Below are 17,116 nucleotides of genomic sequence, written 5' to 3' on the forward strand. Positions count from 1 at the left end.
TCATGCCGGCTGGACGGGGACAGGCGAACGGCGGGACAACCGCCGGGATGGAGCGCCGAGGCGCTTCGGCCACGTCCCCGGAAGAACGGGCCGATGCCGTGAGCACGCCGCGGTGGGCGCGCCGACGAGGCGTTGCGCGGTGACTTCGCAAGAAGCCATCGCGAAAACTCACCACCTTTGCGCCACGCGGCGCGCCCCCACCCCTCGCTGGGAAGCGACGGGTGCATGCCTCGGGCTCAGCGGAGCTGCGAGAAGGATCGCGCGTGGCTGTTTAAAACGTAGATCGAGGTCGGCGGTGGAGCACGGCGCTTGCGCCATCTACTCACGTCATCGTCCGGCTTGACCGGACGACCCAGTATTGCAGAGCGCTGGTTTGTGCGCCGCGCGCTTGCCGCAACACTCTGGAATACTGGATCCCAGCTTTCGCGGGGATGACGGATGATGAGGGAGCCGCCCCGCCGCAAGAAAAGTTAGGCCAAAGTAGCCCGTATCCCCGCCAACACCCGTCATGCGCGGGCTTGACCCGCGCATCCATCGCGCGCGTGAGCGCGCTGACTTAAGGCCGTCTTGCGAAGGTGATGGATTGCCGGGTCAAGCCCGGCAATGACGATGGTGGACTACGGCCCGCGCTGCCTACTCACCCAAGGGCAGGAAACGAAGAAACCTCAGCTCTTCTTCTCCAGCAGCGGATCGATCCGCTTGGCGAATTCTTCCAGCGAGGTTTCGCCCTTGAGCATTTCGCCGTTGACGAAGAAGCTCGGGGTCGAGTTCACCTTGAGCACTTCGTTGGCGTATTTCTGGTCGGCGGCGATCTTGTCCAAGAGCGCCTGGTCCTTCAGGCAGGTCTCGACTTCGGCGGCGGACAGGCCCGCCTGCTTGCCGATGCGCTTGAGCTGTTCGGTGGTGTCCTTGAGCACCCATTCGGCCTGGGTCTTGAACAGCAGGTCGGTGACGGCGAAGTACTTCGGCGCGTCGTCCTTGGCGATGCAGCGCGCCAGCATCGAGCCGGCCGCGGCCTTGATGTCGAGCGGGAATTCCCGGAACACGTAGCGGATCTTGCCGGTGTCGATATAGGCGGCCTTCAGCTTGGGAAACACCTGCTCGTTGAACGCCGCGCAATGCGAGCAGGTCATCGAGGCGTATTCGGTGACGGTGACGGCGGCGTCCTTCGGGCCGAGCGCCATGTCGGGCAGCGACATCGGCTTGGCGACCTCGGCGGCGGTGGCGGCCTTGGTGCTCTGGGCGAAGGCCTCGTCGATCAGCCGGAACGGCGAGACGCCGGCGACGGCAGCGAGGCCGGTCAGCGACAGAGCGGCGGTGAAGGTGCGGCGCGTGATCATCAAGGTGCTCCAACGCGGCGGCGCGCCGCTCAAGGCAAGGATAGAGGAGGCGGCGAGGGGCCGCGCAAGCCCGTCAGCTAGCTTGAAACCGCAATTGTGGCAATGCCGGGCCGGAATCCGCGCGCTCGCGCAAGCGTCACTTCCGCTTGATCGTGGCGCCGAGCCGAGCGAGCGCCAGCTTCAGCTCCTCGTCCTCGACGGCGGCGAGGCCGGCGGCGACCTGCGCGACCGCTTTCGGGTCCGGCGGCTGCGGCGCCGTCTTGCGGGGCCGGCGCGACAGCGGCGCCTGGCGCAGCGCCAGCTTGCCGACCGCGTTCCAGCCGAAGAAGCGGTTGACCCGCTGTAGGATCTGGTCGGACGAATGCTGGATCTCCAGCGCCATCGGGCCCTCGACCCGCAGCACCAGCGTCGCCGGTTCCTGCGGCTGGCCGTCGACCGGCCGCGGCCATTGCATCTTCAGCGGCTCGCAATGCGCGGCGATCTGCGCGCCGGCGATCTCGGCCCAGCGGGTCACGAGTTCCCGCGCCGCGAAGCCCTGCTTGGCGAAGGCTTCGTTCAGCGTCGGGCCGAGCAGGCCGGCTAGCGGCTTGGCGCTGATCGGTCCGGGTTTGTAGATCGGGGCGGGCTTGCTCATAGCGAACGGCTTTGCGACGATACGGGCCATGAGTCTAGCAGGCGCCAAGCCGCGGCGGAAACAATCCCCGGTCATCACAGAGCACGACAGCGCGACCGGCCCGGCCGGCCGACCCGCCGCCCTGCTCGCCTGGTACGATCGCCATCGCCGCACCCTGCCATGGCGCCCACCGGCCGGCACCCCGGCCGATCCCTACGCGGTGTGGCTCTCCGAAATCATGCTGCAGCAAACCACGGTGCGCGCGGTCGGTCCGTATTTCGCCAAGTTCCTGGCGCGCTGGCCGAGCGTCGCCGATTTGGGCGCCGCCTCGCTCGACGACGTGCTGCGGATGTGGGCCGGTCTCGGCTACTACTCGCGCGCCCGCAATCTGCACGCCTGCGCCTTGGCGGTGGCAACGCAGCACGGCGGCCGTTTTCCCGACACGGAAGAGGGCCTGCGCGCGCTGCCCGGCGTCGGTCCCTATACGGCTGCGGCGATCGCCGCGATCGCGTTCGGCCGCCGCACCATGCCGGTCGACGGCAATATCGAGCGCGTGGTGTCGCGGCTCTATGCGGTCGAGGAGGAATTGCCGAAGGCCAAGCCGCACATCAAGGCGCTGGCCGAGACGCTGCTCGGCCCGTCGCGCGCCGGCGACAGCGCGCAGGCGCTGATGGACCTCGGCGCCACGATCTGCACGCCGAAGAAGCCGGCCTGCGCGCTGTGTCCGTTCATGGATAGCTGCACCGCGCGATTGCGCGGCGATGCCGAAACGTTTCCGCGCAAGGCGCCGAAAAAGACCGGCGAACTGCGCCGCGGCGCCGCCTTCGTGGTGACGCGTGGCGACGCTGTGTTAGTCCGCAGCCGCGCCGCCAAAGGCCTGCTCGGCGGCATGACCGAGGTGCCGAATTCCGAGTGGCACGCGGGACACAGCGATGCCGATGCGCGCGCGCAGGCGCCGCAGATCGCCGGCGTCACGCGCTGGCATCGCAAGCCCGGCGTCGTCACGCATGTCTTCACGCATTTCCCGCTCGAACTCGTCGTCTACACCGCGCAGGCGCCGGGCGGCACGCGCGCCCCGGCCGGCATGCGCTGGGTCAGGATCGCCACACTCGCGGATGAAGCGCTGCCGAATCTGATGCGCAAGGTGCTGGCGCACGCGCTCGACTAATCCCGATCGTGCGCCTGTAAGAATACCGGTCGGTTGCATTCGAGCGGTATTCGGTTCGGTGCTTTAATCAGGCCTTAAATCGCGGATCGTAATGACAGGCAAATTCTCCCCATCCATCGGAGAGACTCGATGGCCGTCAACATCCGCCCGACCGGAAAAGAGGTGTACTTTCCGCCGGGCGAACTGATCGTTTCGAAGACCGATCTCAAAGGTCGGATCACCTATGCCAATCGCACGTTCTGCCACATCGCCGGATATTCCGAAGACGAACTGCTCGGGCAGCCGCACAGCATCATCCGGCATCCCGACATGCCGCGCGCGGTGTTTCGCCTGGTCTGGGACACGATCGCGGCGGGCCGCGAGATCTTCGGCTACGTCAAGAACATGGCGCGCAGCGGCGATCATTACTGGGTGTTCGCGCATGTCACGCCGTCGTTCGACTCCGCCGGCAAGATCATCGGCTATCACTCCAATCGTCGCACGCCCGATCCCAAGGTGATCGCCAGCGCGATCGCGCCGCTCTATGCGCAGGTGCTCAAGACCGAGCAGAGCCACGTCAACGGCAAGGATGCGGTCGAGGCCGGCATGCGCGCGCTGACGGATTTCGTTGCTTCCCAGAAGGTCTCTTATGACGAACTCATGTTCGCTCTCGCGAGCGCAGCTTAGCTTCACCCTCGTCATCATCGGCTCGATCTGCGCCGCAGCGCTGCACGCGCTGGGCTATGCGATGTCCGCCTTCGCGGCGCAGGCCTTCGTCATTCTGGCGGCGTTGATCGGCTTTCTCAGCGTCGGCAGAGCGGCGCGGCTGATCGATCAGGCGCGCGACGTCTGCAAGCGCATCGCCGCGGGCGATTTCGAGGCGCGCGTGCTGCACGTCGACGACGGCGGCCGCACCGGCGAACTGGTACTCACCGTCAACGACATGATCGACGGCTGCGACGCCTTCGTGCGCGAGGCGACCGCCGCGATGGACGCAGTGCAGCAGCGGCGTTACTTCCGCCGCATCCTGCCGGGCGGTCTGCACGGCGCGCTGCTGCGCGGCGCCAACACCATCAATGCGGCGACCGACAGCCTCGAAAGCCGGATCCTCAGCTTCGAACAGCAGGCCAGCAAGCTCGAAGACGCGGTCAGCACCGTGGTCGGCTCGCTCGACGCCGACTCCAAGGACATGCGCGAAACCGCCGGTCATCTCACCAGCGGCGCCTCGACGACGCGCGAGCGCCTCACCGCGGTCGCGGCGGCGTCCGAACAGGCGAGTGGCAACATGCGGCACGTCGCCGACGCGACCGCGGGTTTGTCGGAGAGCGCGCGGCAGGTCGGCTCCGATGTGGCGCATTCGGCCGCGATCGTCGGCCGCGCGGTCGCGCGGGTGTCGGAAGCGACCAGCAATGTCGCGGCGCTGCGCAGCGTCGCCGAGCGAATCAGCGAAGTGGTGAAGTCGATCGAGGCGATCGCCAGCCAGACCAACCTGCTGGCGCTGAACGCCACGATCGAGGCGGCGCGCGCCGGCGATGCGGGGCGCGGCTTCGCGGTCGTCGCTCAGGAGGTCAAGGCGCTGGCCGAGCAGACCGCGAAGTTCACCGGCGAGATCGAAGCCCAGGTCGATCATGTCCACGGCGCCGCCGATGTGGTCAGCCAGTCGATCACCGAGATCGGCGCGGTCATGACGGAGGTCGAGAGCATCACCACCAAGGTCGCCGGCGCAGCCGAAGCGCAGTCGGATGCGACCGCCGACATCGCCTCGACGATCGAGCAGGCGTTTTCGGTCGTGAGCGACATCGCCACCAGCATCCAGACCATCGCGGCCAATGCACGCGACACCGAGCGCTACGCCGAATCGACCATGACGGCGTCGACCCATCTGTCGACCAATTCGGAAACCCTGGCCGACCAGATACGCGGCTATCTGGGACAGGTGCGCAAGGATCTGATTCGGCAGAGTGGAGCGTGACGGGATTTGGCGCAGCGATGCACGCAGCGCTGTAGCGCTGAACTCTCGGTAAAAGAGCCGAACTCACCACGAGCGTCATTGCGAGCGAAGCGAAGCAATCCAGCGCCGTGCACCGGGCTGGATTTGCTTCGTCGCCTTCGGCTCCTCGCAATGACGGGGAGAGTTCTTTTGTGTGGTGACCTTCAGCCCGCCGCCATGGCGCTGCGGACTTCGGCGCGGAGCTCGTCGATCAGTCGCAGGCCCTGGCTGGTTTCGACGTGCCAGAAGGTCCAGCCGTTGCAGGCGCCAGAACCTTGCGCCACGGCGCCGATGCGGTGGATCGAGCCGACCTTGTCGCCCAGCATGATGGCGCCGTCGGCGCGAACCAGCGCGCCGTGCCGCTTCTTGGAATCGACCAGCCTGGCGCCGGGCGAGATCATGCCGCGCTCGATCAGTTCGGAGAACGCCACGCGCGGCGCCTCGCGCGCGGTGAGGAACGGCTTCAGCGTGTCTTCCGGCAGCGGTTCGATCGCATCGATGCGCGCGCGCGCCGCTTCGGCGTAAGTGCGTTCGCGCTCGAAGCCGATGTAGTTGCGGCGCAGCCGCTTGGCGACGGCGCCGGTGGTTCCGGTGCCGTTGAACGGATCGACCACGAGATCGCCGGGCTTCGACGAACTCAGCAGCACGCGCGCCAGCAGGCCTTCCGGCTTCTGGGTCGGGTGCACCTTCTTGCCGTCCTGGCCCTTCAGCCGTTCGTCACCGGTGCACAGCGGAATCAGCCAGTCGGAGCGCGCCTGGACGTCTTCGTTGGAGGCCTTCAGCGCCTCGTAGTTGAAGGTGTAGCCCTTGGCGTTCTCGTCGCGCGCCGCCCAGATCATGGTCTCGTGCGCGTTGGTGAATCGCCGGCCACGGAAATTCGGCATCGGATTGGTCTTGCGCCAGACGATGTCGTTGAGCAGCCAGAACCCGAGGTCCTGCATGATCGCGCCGACGCGGAAGATATTGTGATACGAGCCGATCACCCAGATCGTCGCCGACGGCTTCATGATCCGACGCGCGGCGAGCAGCCACGCGCGGGTGAAGTTGTCGTAGGCGGCGAAGGAATCGAACTTGTCCCAATCATCGTCGACGGCGTCGACTTGCGACTCGTCGGGACGCTTCAGCGCGCCCTTGAGCTGCAGATTGTAGGGCGGATCGGCGAACACCAGATCCACCGACTTCGCGTGAAGCTTTTCCATCTCGGCGACACAATCGCCGACGATGATTTCGCTCACGGGCTCGACTTCAAATTGAGTGCGGGGCGCCTTTGCAGACGCCCCGCGACGCGACACAACCATGACTCAACTAACCTGACTCATGTGACGCCGTCGGAGACGCGGGACTAAACAACCGACTGGGGCCACATTGGCCCGGCAAAGTAAAAATCGACTTAATTGAAATCGAATTGTCGGCCTGGAACGACTACGGATTCAGGATGTTTGTTGAAGGTTTGTTGTTCCTGTTGGCGAGGATCACATTTGCACATCATTCCCGTCGCATGGCGCGTACGGCGAGCGGCTCGCTGTCGTTCGCGCGTTGGCGTGCGGCGCTGCCGACGTCCGCCCACAACCGATCTGCGCACTAGGCAATATTTGCCGGGCAGGTTAATTCTAATTGTCGGAACTTCGTGATGCCGGTTGTGCGGCGCGGAGACTCGACGTGACTCCGCGAGTTGGCCCCATGCTTTGGACCCGAGGACAGACTGATGCGTGACGATGATTTCCGTCGCAGCGACAATATCGACGACCGGCGCGACGGTGGCGGAGGAGGTGGCGGCGGCTTCGGCTTTCCGATGGGCGGCGGTGGCCTCGGGATCGGCACCATCGTAGTGCTCGGCCTGGTCGGCTGGGCCTTCGGCATCGATCCGCGTCTGCTGATCGGCGGCGCCGAGATTCTCACCGGCGGCGGTGGCGGAAGCTATCAGACCGAGCGCTCCTCGCCCGGCAAGCAGGGCGCGCCGACCGACGAGATGGGCAAGATGATCTCCGGCGTGCTCGGCGAGATCGACGATCGCTGGACCGAGATCTTCAAGGCGAGCGGCCAGACCTATGTCGGTCCGAAGATCGTGCTGTTCCGGAACTCGACCAATGGCGGCCGCTGCGGCATGGCGCAGGCGGCGATGGGGCCGTTCTATTGTCCGCCGGACAAGCAGATTTTCATCGACACCAATTTCTTCAAACAGGTCGAGACGCGATTCCACGGCTGCTCCGGCAGCGCCTGCCGCTTCACCGCGGCCTATATCATCGCGCACGAGGCCGGCCATCACGTGCAGAACCTGCTCGGCATTCTGCCGCGCGTCACGCGCCTGCAGGAGCAGGCCGGCTCGCGCGCCGAATCCAACGCGTTGCAGGTCCGCGTCGAACTGCAGGCCGACTGTCTGTCGGGGGTGTGGGTCAACAAGGAAGAAAAGAAGCGGCCGAACTTCCTCGAGGACGGCGACATCGACGCCGCGCTGACCACCGCAAGCGCGATCGGCGACGACACGCTGCAGCGCAAAGCCGGCCGCGAAGTCGTCCCCGACTCCTTCACCCACGGCTCCGCCGAACAGCGCAAACGCTGGTTCATGACCGGCTACAAGCAAGGCACCGTGCAGGCATGTAATACGTTTGCGGCGGAGAGGCTCTAACGGACGTTCGTCATTGCGAGCGAAGCGAAGCAATCCTGGAGCGCAGTGCACGGCGCTCTGGATTGCTTCGTCGCTGCGCTCCTCGCAATGACGATGGGGAGAGGCAGATGAGACAACCCTGCGTCTACATCGTTGCCAGCCATCGGAATGGAACGCTCTACACGGGCGTGACCGGCGATCTGCCCAAACGAGCCTTCGAACATCGCGAAGGTCTGGTCGACGGGTTTTCGAAGAAATACGCCTGTCGGCTGCTGGTCTGGTACGAATTGCACGAGACGATGATTGAGGCGATCACCCGGGAGAAACAGATCAAGGCTGGCAGCCGTGCCAAGAAGATTGCCTTGATCGAGGGGTTGAATCCGGTGTGGGCCGACCTTTACGATACGTTGATCTGACGAAAGTTGCGACGATTGACTGCGCTCGACACATCCGTCATTGCGAGCGCAGCGAAGCAATCCAGCGCCGTGCACTGAGTTTCTGGACTGCTTCGTCGCTTCGCTCCTCGCAATGACGGTGGAAACAGACAATGGCATCCGTCACGCAAGCCAAGGCCTTCATCCCCCTCAACATCGCAGTCCTCACCGTCTCCGACACGCGCTCGCTCGATGACGACAAGTCGGGGGCGACGTTGGCGGAGCGGCTGATGGCGGCGGGGCATACTCTCGCGGCGCGGGAGATCGTCACCGACGATATCGAGGCGATCCGCGCGATCATCCGGCGGTGGATCGCCGATGATGCGATCGATGCTATCATCACCACGGGCGGCACGGGGTTCACAGGGCGCGACGTCACGCCGGAAGCGATCGAGCCGCTGTTCGAGAAGCGGATGGACGGGTTCTCGATCGCCTTCCACATGATGAGCTACGGCAAGATCGGCACCTCGACGATCCAGTCGCGCGCCACCGCGGGCGTTGCGGGCGCGACCTACATCTTCTGCCTGCCGGGCTCGCCCGGCGCGTGTCGCGACGGCTGGGACGGCATTCTTGCCGCGCAGCTTGATTATCGCACGCGGCCCTGCAATTTCGTCGAGATCATGCCGCGGCTCGACGAACATCTGCGCCGCAGCAAGAGCTGACGCATAGCTGCGCGCCGGGGCGCCGCCTTGACAGGCACCGGTCGCCGCGAAACCATCGCCGCCAACAACACGCGTCGGAAAACTCCACGCGATGAAATTGGAGGATGCGGTGGGAGAGATCGTTTCGATCGAGGCGCTGGCTGCAGAGATCAAGGACGGCATGACGGTCGCGCTCGGCGCCGACAATGCCGGGCCGGCGATGGCCGCGACCGCCGCGCTCATCGCGGCACGCCCGAAGAACCTCCACCTCGTCTGCGTCCCGATCAGCGGCATCCAGGCCGATATGCTGATCGGCGCCGGCTGCGTCGGCACGCTCGAGACCAGCGCGGTGACGCTGGGTGAAGCCGGCGGCGCGCCGCGCTTCGCCGACGGCATTCGCAGCCGCGCGTTCAAGATGATGGATGCGACTTGCCCGGCGATCCTCGCCGGCCTCGTCGCCGGCCAGAAGGGCGTGCCGTTCATGCCGATCCGCGGCATCATCGGCAGCGATGTGCTGAAGATGCGGCCGGACTGGAAGGTGATCGACAATCCGTTCGCGGAAGACGATCCGATCGTCGTGGTGCCGGCGATCCGGCCGGACGTCGCGCTGTTTCATGCCCGCGAGGCCGACCGCTTCGGCAATGTGCGAATCGGCCGGCAGGCCGAACTCGCCGCGATGGCCTATGCGGCAAAGACCACGCTGGTCACCGTCGAGCGCATCGTCGAGACCTCGCTGCTCGCCGACGAGCGCTCCGCGGCCGGCGTGCTACCGGCGCTGTATGTCGGCGTCATCGCCGAGGCCAAGCAGGGCGCTTGGCCGATCGGCCTCGCCGGCGAATACGCCACCGATACGGCCGAAGTCGCGCGCTACGCCAAGATGGCACGCTCGGCCGATGGCTTCGCCGCCTATATGAAAGGCTTCGCCCAGCGTTTCGAGGCGGTGGCATGAGCACGACGCCTGCGACGACGCGCGAGATCCTGATCGCCACCATCGCCGATCTGCTCGATGGCGTCCGCACCGTCGCGGTCGGCGCCTCGTCGCCGATCCCGGCGGCCGGCGCGATGCTGCTCCGCGCCCGCAACGAGCAGCGCGGCCGGGAGCGGGTGCGCGTCATCGTACTCGGCTCGCGCGCGCACAACTTCTTCACCAACGGCTCGTTCGAACTGTTCGACGCCACCGCACAGGGCCGCGTCGATGCGTTCTTCCTCGGCGGCGGTCAGATCGACAGGCAGGCCAACATCAATCTGGTCGGCACTGGCGACTATCCGACCAGCACGGTGCGCTGGCCGGGCTCGTTCGGCTCGGCCTATATGTACTATCTGATTCCGCGCGTGATCCTGTTTCGTGAAGAGCATTCGCCGCGGGTGCTGGTCGACAAGGTCGATTTCGTCAGCGCGCCGGGATCAAGCGAAGGCATTTACCGCACCGGCGGGCCGCACGCGCTGCTGACCTCGCTGGCGTTGTTCGACTTCGACAAGGACAAGAAGCGCTTCCGCCTGCGCAGCGTGCATCGCGGCCACACTGCCGAGGATGTTCGCGCCGCGACCGGCTTCGACTACGATGCGCCGGTGCATGTGCCGGCGACACCCGAGCCGGATGCCGAGACGCTGGCGCTGCTGCGCGGCCGCGTCACCTCCGAACTCTCCGAGTGCTATCCGCAATTCGTCGAGACGATGATCGCCGACCGCGCGGCGTGAAGGCGATCAGCCATCGGACTGCGCCGAGCAGGCCGATCAGCAACGCGCGCGTCGTAGCATGAATGGCGGCGTGCTGCAGCGCGCGTCCACGCCGGGCGTGGAATGCGATCAGCTCGGAGGTGACGCGCCGCGGCTCGTCGCGACGCGGCGGCCTCACAGCCGCAGCTCCCAGGTTTCTCCGATCAGGTTCTGGCCGAAGCTGCGATGCGGTTCGGAGCCGACCAGCTCGAAGCCGGCGTTCTGATACAGCCGCCGCGCCGCGATCAGGATGCTCTGCGTCCACAGCGTGATCTTGCGATAGCCGCACTGCCGGGCGAAGCCGATCGCCTCGCTCAGCAGCTTGTCGCCGAGCCGATGACCGCGCGCCTCCGGCGTCACCAGCAGCAGCCGCAGCTTGGCGACATCGTCGCTGTCCCGAACCAGGAACAGCGAGCCGGCCTGCGCGCCGTTGTATTCGGCGATCCAGCAGCGCTCGCGGCCGGGATCGTAAGAAGCGAGGAATTGCCCGGCGATCTCGGCGACCAAAGCTTCGAACGAGGCATCGAAACCGTATTCGGCGGCGTAGAATGCGCCGTGGCTCTGCACCACCCAGCCGATATCGCCGGGCCGCGGGCTACGCAGGATCGGGGGCGCAGCGGCATGGCCGTCGAGCAGCCGCTCGATCGTCGCCATCGCCGCCGTCAGCCTTGGCCGCTCGGCTTCCGGCACCTGAGCGAGCATCGCGCCCATATCGCGCACCGAGCGACGCTCCAGATCCGCATAGGCGGCGCGGCCCTTGGCGGTCAGCGCCAAGAGATGCTGCCGCCGGTCGGACGGGGACGGGGTGCGTTTGACCAGTCCGGCCTCGACAAAGCTCTGCATGATCCGGCTGAGATAGCCGGCGTCGAGCCCGAGGGAGGCGCCGATCTCCTTGGCGAGCGGCGCCTCGCGATGCGCCAGCTCGTACAGCACCCGCGCCTCGGTCAGCGAATACGGGCTGTCCATCAGGTGCTGGGCCAGCACGCCGAGATGGCGGGTGTAGAACCGGTTGAATTCCCGGACGGCGGCGATCTGGTCGGCGGCAACGGATGGCGACATGGCAACCTCGATGGTTGCCATTGTCAGGTAAATAATTGCTAATGGCAAGTATTATCTGGAACCCTTCACTCTGCCGGCATTAGGGCGCTGCGGCGCCGCGCCAGCGCGATCAGCGGCACGCCGGCCAGCAGCACGGCGACGCCGACCAGCGCGCCGAGGCCGGTGTGCATCAGGCTGGCGTAGACCAGATAGGCGCAGGCGGCGCAGAACAGGCCGGGGACCAGCGGATATAGCGGCGGCGACAACAGTCGCGGCCCGCCGAGCCGGCGGCGCAGCATGAAATACGAGATGCCCACCAGCAGCATGAACAGCCAGAACGCCGGCGCGGTGTATTCGACGATCGCCAGAAAGCCGTCGCGCTGCATCGCGCCGAACACGATCAATAGCAGCGCGACGCCGCTCTGGATCAGCATGGCGCGGCGCGGATGGTTGCCGTCCGGATCCCACGCGCCGAGCGCGCGCAGCGCGGGCAGATCGGAGCCCAGCGCGAAATACACCCGCGCGCCGGTGAAGATCGAGGCGTTGAGCGTGCTGAGTGCGGCGAGGCAGACGGTGAGGCTGAGCAGCAGCGCGCCGGTGTCGCCGGCGGCGAGCTGCATCACGTCGGCGGCAACTGCGTGCGAGTTTCGCATCGCCTCGAAGCCGAGCACGTGCAGATAGGCGAGGTTGGTGAGCAGATAGATCGCGGTGATCGCCAGCGTGCCCAGCAGCAGCACGCGGATCATGTTGCGGCGGCCGTTGCGGACGTCGGCCGAGATGTAGGCGGCTTCGTTCCAGCCGCCGTAGGTGAGCAGAATGAACACCATCGCCAGCCCGGCCGCGCCGCCAGCCGCGCTCCCGGTCTCGTTGCTCGCCGGCGGCGTCGGCGGTTGCTCCGGTGCGAGCAACACGGCCGCCAGCATGATCAGCAGGATCACCACCAGGGTCAGGCCGCTGAGCAGGTTCTGCGCCGTCTTGCCCAGCTGCGTTCCGCGGAGATTGACGGCGGTCATCGCCAGCAGCGCCGCGACCGCATAGATCGCGACGCCATAGCGGCCGAGCGGCTGCACCGCCTGGGCATAGTCGCCGAACACGAACGCCACCGCGGCGATCGCGCCGGTCTGGATGATCGAAATCCGTCCCCACGCGAACAGCAGCGCGACGTTGCGGCCGAGCCCGCGATCCAGAAAGGTGTACTCGCCGCCGGCGCTGGGATAGCGCGCGCCGAGTTCGGCATAGACCATTGCGCCCGCCAGCGTGATCAATCCACCGACCAGCCACAGCGCGATGAACGCGGTTTCGCTGCCGACATTGGCGGCGACCAGCGACGGGGTCTTGAAGATCCCGATGCCGACCACGATGCCGATGATCATCGCGACGCCGTCGAGCGGCGACAACGTGGCTTGCGGCGCAGCGGTCCGGTTGGTGTCTGCCATCACGGCGCTCCGGGTGAGGCGCCGTGACGGCAGCCGGTGGGACGAGGACGAAGGGGCGATCAGATGCGCTCGGCGCGCCAGTCGCCGCCGCCGGACGGCACCAGCGCGTTGCCCTCCACCTTGCCGCGATAGTCCTGCCCGGCGATCCGGAAGCTGAGCTCCGCGCCGCGCAGGCTGACGGCCTCGATCGGCAGCGGCTGGCCGTCGACCGTCGCGGTCGCGGTGACGTTCTGATAAGTCTGCTTCAGTTGCAGCTCGACCGCGCGTTCGCCGTTCTGCAGGCGCCACGCGCCTTCGACTCGTGCGGGCACGATCCAGAAGTACACGTCGCGCCCGCCGACTTTCTCGTGCTTGTCGGCGGTCCAGTCGCCCATCGAGAAGGTGTGGGACACCACGCGCGTGCCGGGGCGCAGTTCGTTCAGCAGCCGCGGTCGCAGCTTGGCGTTCAGGGTCTCGAGCAGATACAGTGTGACGATGTCGGCTTTGCCGATCTCGGTCTCGAACAGATTGGCGCGGATGAACTTGACCTTGTCCTGCACGCCGGCACGCTGCGCATTGGCTTCCGCCTCGGTGATCCGCACGGGGTCGATGTCGACGCCATGGGCGTTGATGCCGAACCGCTTGGCGGCGGTGACCGGAATGCGGCCGTCGCCCGAGCCGAGATCAATCAGGTAATCGCCCGGCTTCGGCCCGGTCAGTTCCAGCATGCGATCGACGACGTCCTGCGGCGTCGGCACGTAATGCACGTCCGGTGTCTGGGCGATGATCGGCGTCGCGCCGACAAATACGAGGGCGGCGGCACCGGCGAAGCAACGGATCAGAGCGTGCTGCATGAAGTGATTTCCCTGTCTGTCAGCCCGCCGACCAAACACGGCACTGCCGCAACTGATCCAACGCAGCGGCGTGGCGCATTGCCACCCGCGTTTTGACGCGCGTGCTATCGACGCGCGCCCGCGCTGCAGTCGGAGAGAGCAGGGAGGTTTGGAATCCTGCTTAGACGAGCACGATCCGGCTGCGCAGTAGGGTGCGCGACGACCGGCCGAGCTGGCGCAGCAACCTGCCTTCGGAGCGCTCCGGGTCGTGACCGCCGAGCTTGTCGTAGTGCTCGCGGGCGATCAGCAGGCCCTGATCGGCGCGCGGTCCCGTGAGCTGACGGCGCAGCGTGCGAAACGTCTCGGCCCAGCTCGGCTCGGCATAGGGCGAACGCGCATAGCGGAAGATGCCGGCGCGCGGATGGCCGCTCAGCGAGACGCCCTGAATGAATTGCGTGGTTTCTTCGATCCAACCCGAGTCGAGCACCGCGCCGGCATGCAGGAACATCAGCCAGGGCGAGGTCGAGCGTTTGGCGCCTTCCGCCAGCGCGGCGGCGCGGCTGCCTTCGACGGCGAGGAAGCCGCAGCCGGCGACGTCGGCGACCCGTTCGATCACGCCGTCGTTCTTACGGTCCACCAGCAGCACTTCGCGGATCACGCCGGCCGCGGCGCCGGGAACCAGCGCCGCCAGCGTGGCGACAGCGGTCCGCTCGATACCTTCGGTGGGGATGATGACGCTCAGCATGTCAGCCGGATGACCTGATTGCGACGGGCGGAGCACGCTTAACACCTCGGCGCCGTGAAATCAGCCGCGATTTGACGTTCCGGATCGGCGCCGCCGTCGTCGCGGGCCGAAGCAGACGCTTTGACGGGGATGACACAATTATGTTCTTGATTTGTTCTGATGCGTAGTTATCTTGGATCGCATGAGCAGAGCATCCAGCAGTGCCCTCAAGCGCCCGCCGGTCACGGCGCCCTCCGAGCCGGTGGGCGCGTCTTCCCCTTTCCCCGCGATCGAAGTTGCGATCGACAAGCAACGTCGCCGCGGCCGCGGCGCGCAGTCCAACGACAGCGGCCGCTATGAAGCCGAGGCGCGGGTCGCGTTCGACGACGGCTGGCAGAGCCTCGACGACCTGCCGCCGTTCAAGACCACGGTAGCGGTCGACACTGCGCGCAAAGTCATCACCCGCAACGAGTCGCCGGACATCGGCTTCGACCGTTCGATCAATCCGTATCGCGGCTGCGAGCACGGCTGCGTGTACTGCTTCGCGCGGCCGACCCATGCGTATCTCGGGCTGTCGCCGGGGCTGGATTTCGAGTCGCGGTTGTTCGCCAAGCCGGACGCGCCGGCACTGCTCGAGAAGGAACTCGCCGCCGCCGAATACGAGCCGAAGATGATCGCGATCGGCACCAACACCGATCCGTATCAGCCGATCGAGCGCGAGCGGAAGATCATGCGCGGCATCCTCGAGGTGCTGGAGAAGACCGGGCATCCGGTCGGCATCGTCACCAAGTCGGCGCTGGTCACCCGCGACATCGACATCCTGGCGCGGATGGCCAAGCGCCAGCTCGCCAAAGTGGCGCTGTCAGTGACGTCGCTCGATCCAAAACTGGCGCGCACCATGGAGCCGCGCGCTTCGGCGCCGGCCAAGCGGCTCGAGGCGCTGAAGCGGCTCGCCGACGCCGGCATTCCGACCACCGTGATGGTGGCGCCGGTGATTCCGGCGCTCAACGATATGGAGATCGAGCGCATCCTCGACGCCGCAGCCCATGCCGGCGTCAAGGAAGCCAGCTACGTCATGCTGCGGCTGCCGCTGGAGGTCCGCGACCTGTTCCGCGAATGGCTGATGGCCAACTATCCGGACCGCTATCGCCACGTCTTCACGCTGATCCGCGAGATGCGTGGCGGTCGCGACTACGATTCGCAATGGGGGACGCGGATGAAGGGCACCGGCCCGATGGCCTGGATGATCGGCCGCCGCTTCGAAACCGCCTGCGCGCGGCTCGGCCTGAACAAGCGCCGCTCGAAGCTGACGCTGGATCATTTCGCCAAGCCCGAGCGGGCCGGGCAGCAGCTGAGTTTATTCTAGACCTTGTAGGATGGGTTGAGCCGAAGGCGAAACCCATCAACCCGCAGATTGCCGCCTGATGGGTTTCGCTGTCGCTTAACCCATCCTACGAAAGAGGCGCGGAACCATGCTCCCATTGAATTGCGGGCACGGCGCGGGATTTCCAGTTGCGCGTGCCGGTGCCTGCCCGCAGCATCGCGCCATGATTCGTGACGCCAAAAAGCCCAGCAAGACCAAAGCCGACAGCCTGCCGCTCGACGGAGTGACCAAGCGGGCTGCCGAGCCGGCGGCTGGCCTCAAGGTCGTGGCTAAAGCTTCTGGCTCGAAGGCCACCGCCGCGAAGAGTTCGGCTGCGAAAGCATCGCGGCCCCAGCCGCTTCCCGCCAAGGGCCTCGGCAAGGGCGTGATCGCCGTGGCGCCGCCGAGTTTTCGGCGCGAGCGGGCGCTGATCAAGAAGGGCATCTGGCCGGTCGCGGGTTGCGACGAGGCCGGGCGCGGGCCGCTGGCCGGGCCGGTCGTCGCGGCGGCGGTGGTGCTCGATCCCAAGCGCGTTCCCAAGGGGTTGGACGATTCCAAGCGGCTGAGCGCCGAGCGCCGCGAGGAACTGTTCGAGGAAATCTGCGCCACCGCGCAGGTCTCGGTGGTCAGCGCGTCGCCGGAGCGGATCAACCGCGACAATATCCTGCGCGCCTCGTTGTGGGCGCTGACCCGCGCCGTGCATGCGCTGCCGGATCTGCCCCAGCATGTCTTCGTCGACGGCCGCGACCGGCTGGCGACCCGGTGCGAGAGCGAGGCGGTGATCGGCGGCGACGGGCTGATCGCCTCGATCGCAGCGGCCTCGATCATCGCCAAGGTGACGCGCGACCGGCTGATGTGCCGGCTGGCGCAGCAATGCCCCGGCTACGGCTTCGAGTCGCACAAGGGCTACGGCGTGCCGGAGCACCTCGCCGCGTTGTCGCGCCTCGGCCCGACGGTCCATCACCGCCGCTTCTTCGCCCCGGTGGCGGCCGCGTGGCGCAAGATCGAGGGCATCCCGGTCGAGCTGCCCGCCGGCAGCGGCGATCTGTTCGAGGTGGCCGCGGAGACCAGCCTCGCCGCTTCGGCGTAGGCTCCAGTCTGAGCACTCGCATATTTGACATAGCGTCGGCCACAGCATCGCCGCCTCTTCACCCTCCCCTGGAGGGGGAGGGTCGGCCTGCAACTCGCGAAGCGAGATGCAGGCCGGGGTGGGGTGAGCCGCGGGCAGAGCGGATGAACTCTTCGCCACCCCACCCC

17 protein-coding genes are annotated in these 17,116 nt (G+C 66.7%); 10 read left to right on the forward strand and 7 right to left on the reverse strand.

All coding sequences use genetic code 11. From position 1 onward, the window contains the following. Positions 1 to 665: 665 nt before the first annotated feature. Both IP86_RS20435 and IP86_RS20440 read right to left on the reverse strand, forming a co-directional pair. Positions 666 to 1,343 carry a DsbA family protein gene (locus IP86_RS20435; RefSeq protein WP_210168177.1) on the reverse strand — a complete coding sequence of 226 codons (678 nt, stop codon included), beginning with the start codon at positions 1,341 to 1,343 and terminating at the stop codon, positions 666 to 668. A 133-nt stretch (positions 1,344 to 1,476) separates the two neighbouring features. Continuing rightward, entirely contained in the window at positions 1,477 to 1,974 is a 498-nt protein-coding gene (locus IP86_RS20440; RefSeq protein ID WP_054164284.1) for a DUF721 domain-containing protein, read from the reverse strand. 28 nt (positions 1,975 to 2,002) lie between these two features. Here IP86_RS20440 and mutY point away from each other — a divergent pair, with 28 nt between their 5' ends. The 3 genes from mutY to IP86_RS20455 all read left to right on the forward strand — a co-directional run bounded on the left by mutY (position 2,003) and on the right by IP86_RS20455 (position 5,072). Beyond that, complete coding sequence (mutY, locus tag IP86_RS20445; protein WP_054164271.1) at positions 2,003 to 3,121, forward strand: A/G-specific adenine glycosylase; 1,119 nt, start codon at positions 2,003 to 2,005, stop codon at positions 3,119 to 3,121. 129 nt (positions 3,122 to 3,250) lie between these two features. Next, positions 3,251 to 3,787, forward strand: a complete 537-nt coding sequence (locus tag IP86_RS20450; RefSeq protein ID WP_054164272.1) for a PAS domain-containing protein — start codon at positions 3,251 to 3,253, stop codon at positions 3,785 to 3,787. Next, entirely contained in the window at positions 3,750 to 5,072 is a 1,323-nt protein-coding gene (locus tag IP86_RS20455) for a methyl-accepting chemotaxis protein (RefSeq protein WP_054164273.1), read from the forward strand. The genes IP86_RS20450 and IP86_RS20455 overlap by 38 nt, the downstream gene beginning before the upstream one ends. Before the next feature lie 182 nt (positions 5,073 to 5,254). Here IP86_RS20455 and IP86_RS20460 read toward each other — a convergent pair whose 3' ends face one another. Further along, positions 5,255 to 6,388, reverse strand: a complete 1,134-nt coding sequence (locus IP86_RS20460; RefSeq protein ID WP_054164274.1) for a site-specific DNA-methyltransferase — start codon at positions 6,386 to 6,388, stop codon at positions 5,255 to 5,257. A 407-nt stretch (positions 6,389 to 6,795) separates the two neighbouring features. On the opposite strand from IP86_RS20460, the gene ypfJ reads away from it, so the two are divergent. From ypfJ to IP86_RS20485, 5 genes are all read left to right on the forward strand, one after another. Then, on the forward strand, positions 6,796 to 7,716 hold the full coding sequence (ypfJ, locus tag IP86_RS20465) for a KPN_02809 family neutral zinc metallopeptidase (protein WP_054164275.1): 921 nt from the start codon (positions 6,796 to 6,798) through the stop codon (positions 7,714 to 7,716). Positions 7,717 to 7,823: 107 nt separating this feature from the next. Continuing rightward, positions 7,824 to 8,111: a GIY-YIG nuclease family protein gene (locus tag IP86_RS20470; protein WP_054164276.1), complete on the forward strand. Its 288-nt coding sequence runs from the start codon at positions 7,824 to 7,826 to the stop codon at positions 8,109 to 8,111. Between the two features lie 131 nt (positions 8,112 to 8,242). Next, positions 8,243 to 8,791 carry a molybdenum cofactor biosynthesis protein B gene (moaB, locus tag IP86_RS20475; protein ID WP_054164277.1) on the forward strand — a complete coding sequence of 183 codons (549 nt, stop codon included), beginning with the start codon at positions 8,243 to 8,245 and terminating at the stop codon, positions 8,789 to 8,791. A gap of 109 nt (positions 8,792 to 8,900) precedes the next feature. Next, a complete protein-coding gene (locus IP86_RS20480; RefSeq protein ID WP_054164285.1) occupies positions 8,901 to 9,719 on the forward strand; it encodes a CoA transferase subunit A in 819 nt (272 codons plus the stop codon). Next, positions 9,716 to 10,468, forward strand: a complete 753-nt coding sequence (locus IP86_RS20485) for a CoA transferase (RefSeq protein ID WP_054164278.1) — start codon at positions 9,716 to 9,718, stop codon at positions 10,466 to 10,468. Before IP86_RS20480 ends, IP86_RS20485 begins: the two co-directional genes overlap by 4 nt. A gap of 153 nt (positions 10,469 to 10,621) precedes the next feature. On the opposite strand, the gene IP86_RS20490 is transcribed toward IP86_RS20485, so the two are convergent. The 4 genes from IP86_RS20490 to IP86_RS20505 all read right to left on the reverse strand — a co-directional run bounded on the left by IP86_RS20490 (position 10,622) and on the right by IP86_RS20505 (position 14,517). After that, positions 10,622 to 11,545 carry a bifunctional helix-turn-helix transcriptional regulator/GNAT family N-acetyltransferase gene (locus IP86_RS20490; RefSeq protein WP_054164286.1) on the reverse strand — a complete coding sequence of 308 codons (924 nt, stop codon included), beginning with the start codon at positions 11,543 to 11,545 and terminating at the stop codon, positions 10,622 to 10,624. A gap of 65 nt (positions 11,546 to 11,610) precedes the next feature. Then, a complete protein-coding gene (locus tag IP86_RS20495; RefSeq protein ID WP_054164279.1) occupies positions 11,611 to 12,960 on the reverse strand; it encodes an APC family permease in 1,350 nt (449 codons plus the stop codon). A 59-nt stretch (positions 12,961 to 13,019) separates the two neighbouring features. Continuing rightward, a complete protein-coding gene (locus IP86_RS20500) occupies positions 13,020 to 13,793 on the reverse strand; it encodes an SAM-dependent methyltransferase (RefSeq protein WP_054164280.1) in 774 nt (257 codons plus the stop codon). 160 nt (positions 13,794 to 13,953) lie between these two features. After that, positions 13,954 to 14,517, reverse strand: a complete 564-nt coding sequence (locus IP86_RS20505) for a glycosyltransferase family protein (RefSeq protein ID WP_054164281.1) — start codon at positions 14,515 to 14,517, stop codon at positions 13,954 to 13,956. A gap of 181 nt (positions 14,518 to 14,698) precedes the next feature. Between IP86_RS20505 and IP86_RS20510 the strand changes: the two genes are divergently transcribed. After that, positions 14,699 to 15,862, forward strand: a complete 1,164-nt coding sequence (locus IP86_RS20510; protein ID WP_054164282.1) for a PA0069 family radical SAM protein — start codon at positions 14,699 to 14,701, stop codon at positions 15,860 to 15,862. A gap of 181 nt (positions 15,863 to 16,043) precedes the next feature. Further along, entirely contained in the window at positions 16,044 to 16,949 is a 906-nt protein-coding gene (gene rnhB / locus IP86_RS20515; protein WP_054164283.1) for a ribonuclease HII, read from the forward strand. Positions 16,950 to 17,116: the final 167 nt, after the last annotated feature.

This window comes from Rhodopseudomonas sp. AAP120 (assembly GCF_001295845.1).
In the GTDB taxonomy this organism is placed as follows: Bacteria; Pseudomonadota; Alphaproteobacteria; order Rhizobiales; family Xanthobacteraceae; genus Rhodopseudomonas.

Coding starts and splice junctions, on each gene's coding strand:
- IP86_RS20450 (WP_054164272.1), top strand. CDS start 3,251: ATGGCCGTCAACATCCGCCCGACCGGAAAAGAGGTGTACTTTCCGCCG.
- IP86_RS20510 (WP_054164282.1), top strand. CDS start 14,699: ATGAGCAGAGCATCCAGCAGTGCCCTCAAGCGCCCGCCGGTCACGGCG.
- IP86_RS20440 (WP_054164284.1), bottom strand. CDS start 1,974: ATGAGCAAGCCCGCCCCGATCTACAAACCCGGACCGATCAGCGCCAAG.
- IP86_RS20470 (WP_054164276.1), top strand. CDS start 7,824: ATGAGACAACCCTGCGTCTACATCGTTGCCAGCCATCGGAATGGAACG.
- rnhB (WP_054164283.1), top strand. CDS start 16,044: ATGATTCGTGACGCCAAAAAGCCCAGCAAGACCAAAGCCGACAGCCTG.
- IP86_RS20505 (WP_054164281.1), bottom strand. CDS start 14,517: ATGCTGAGCGTCATCATCCCCACCGAAGGTATCGAGCGGACCGCTGTC.
- IP86_RS20490 (WP_054164286.1), bottom strand. CDS start 11,545: ATGTCGCCATCCGTTGCCGCCGACCAGATCGCCGCCGTCCGGGAATTC.
- IP86_RS20485 (WP_054164278.1), top strand. CDS start 9,716: ATGAGCACGACGCCTGCGACGACGCGCGAGATCCTGATCGCCACCATC.
- mutY (WP_054164271.1), top strand. CDS start 2,003: ATGAGTCTAGCAGGCGCCAAGCCGCGGCGGAAACAATCCCCGGTCATC.
- IP86_RS20495 (WP_054164279.1), bottom strand. CDS start 12,960: ATGGCAGACACCAACCGGACCGCTGCGCCGCAAGCCACGTTGTCGCCG.
- IP86_RS20500 (WP_054164280.1), bottom strand. CDS start 13,793: ATGCAGCACGCTCTGATCCGTTGCTTCGCCGGTGCCGCCGCCCTCGTA.
- moaB (WP_054164277.1), top strand. CDS start 8,243: ATGGCATCCGTCACGCAAGCCAAGGCCTTCATCCCCCTCAACATCGCA.
- IP86_RS20460 (WP_054164274.1), bottom strand. CDS start 6,388: ATGGTTGTGTCGCGTCGCGGGGCGTCTGCAAAGGCGCCCCGCACTCAA.
- IP86_RS20455 (WP_054164273.1), top strand. CDS start 3,750: ATGACGAACTCATGTTCGCTCTCGCGAGCGCAGCTTAGCTTCACCCTC.
- ypfJ (WP_054164275.1), top strand. CDS start 6,796: ATGCGTGACGATGATTTCCGTCGCAGCGACAATATCGACGACCGGCGC.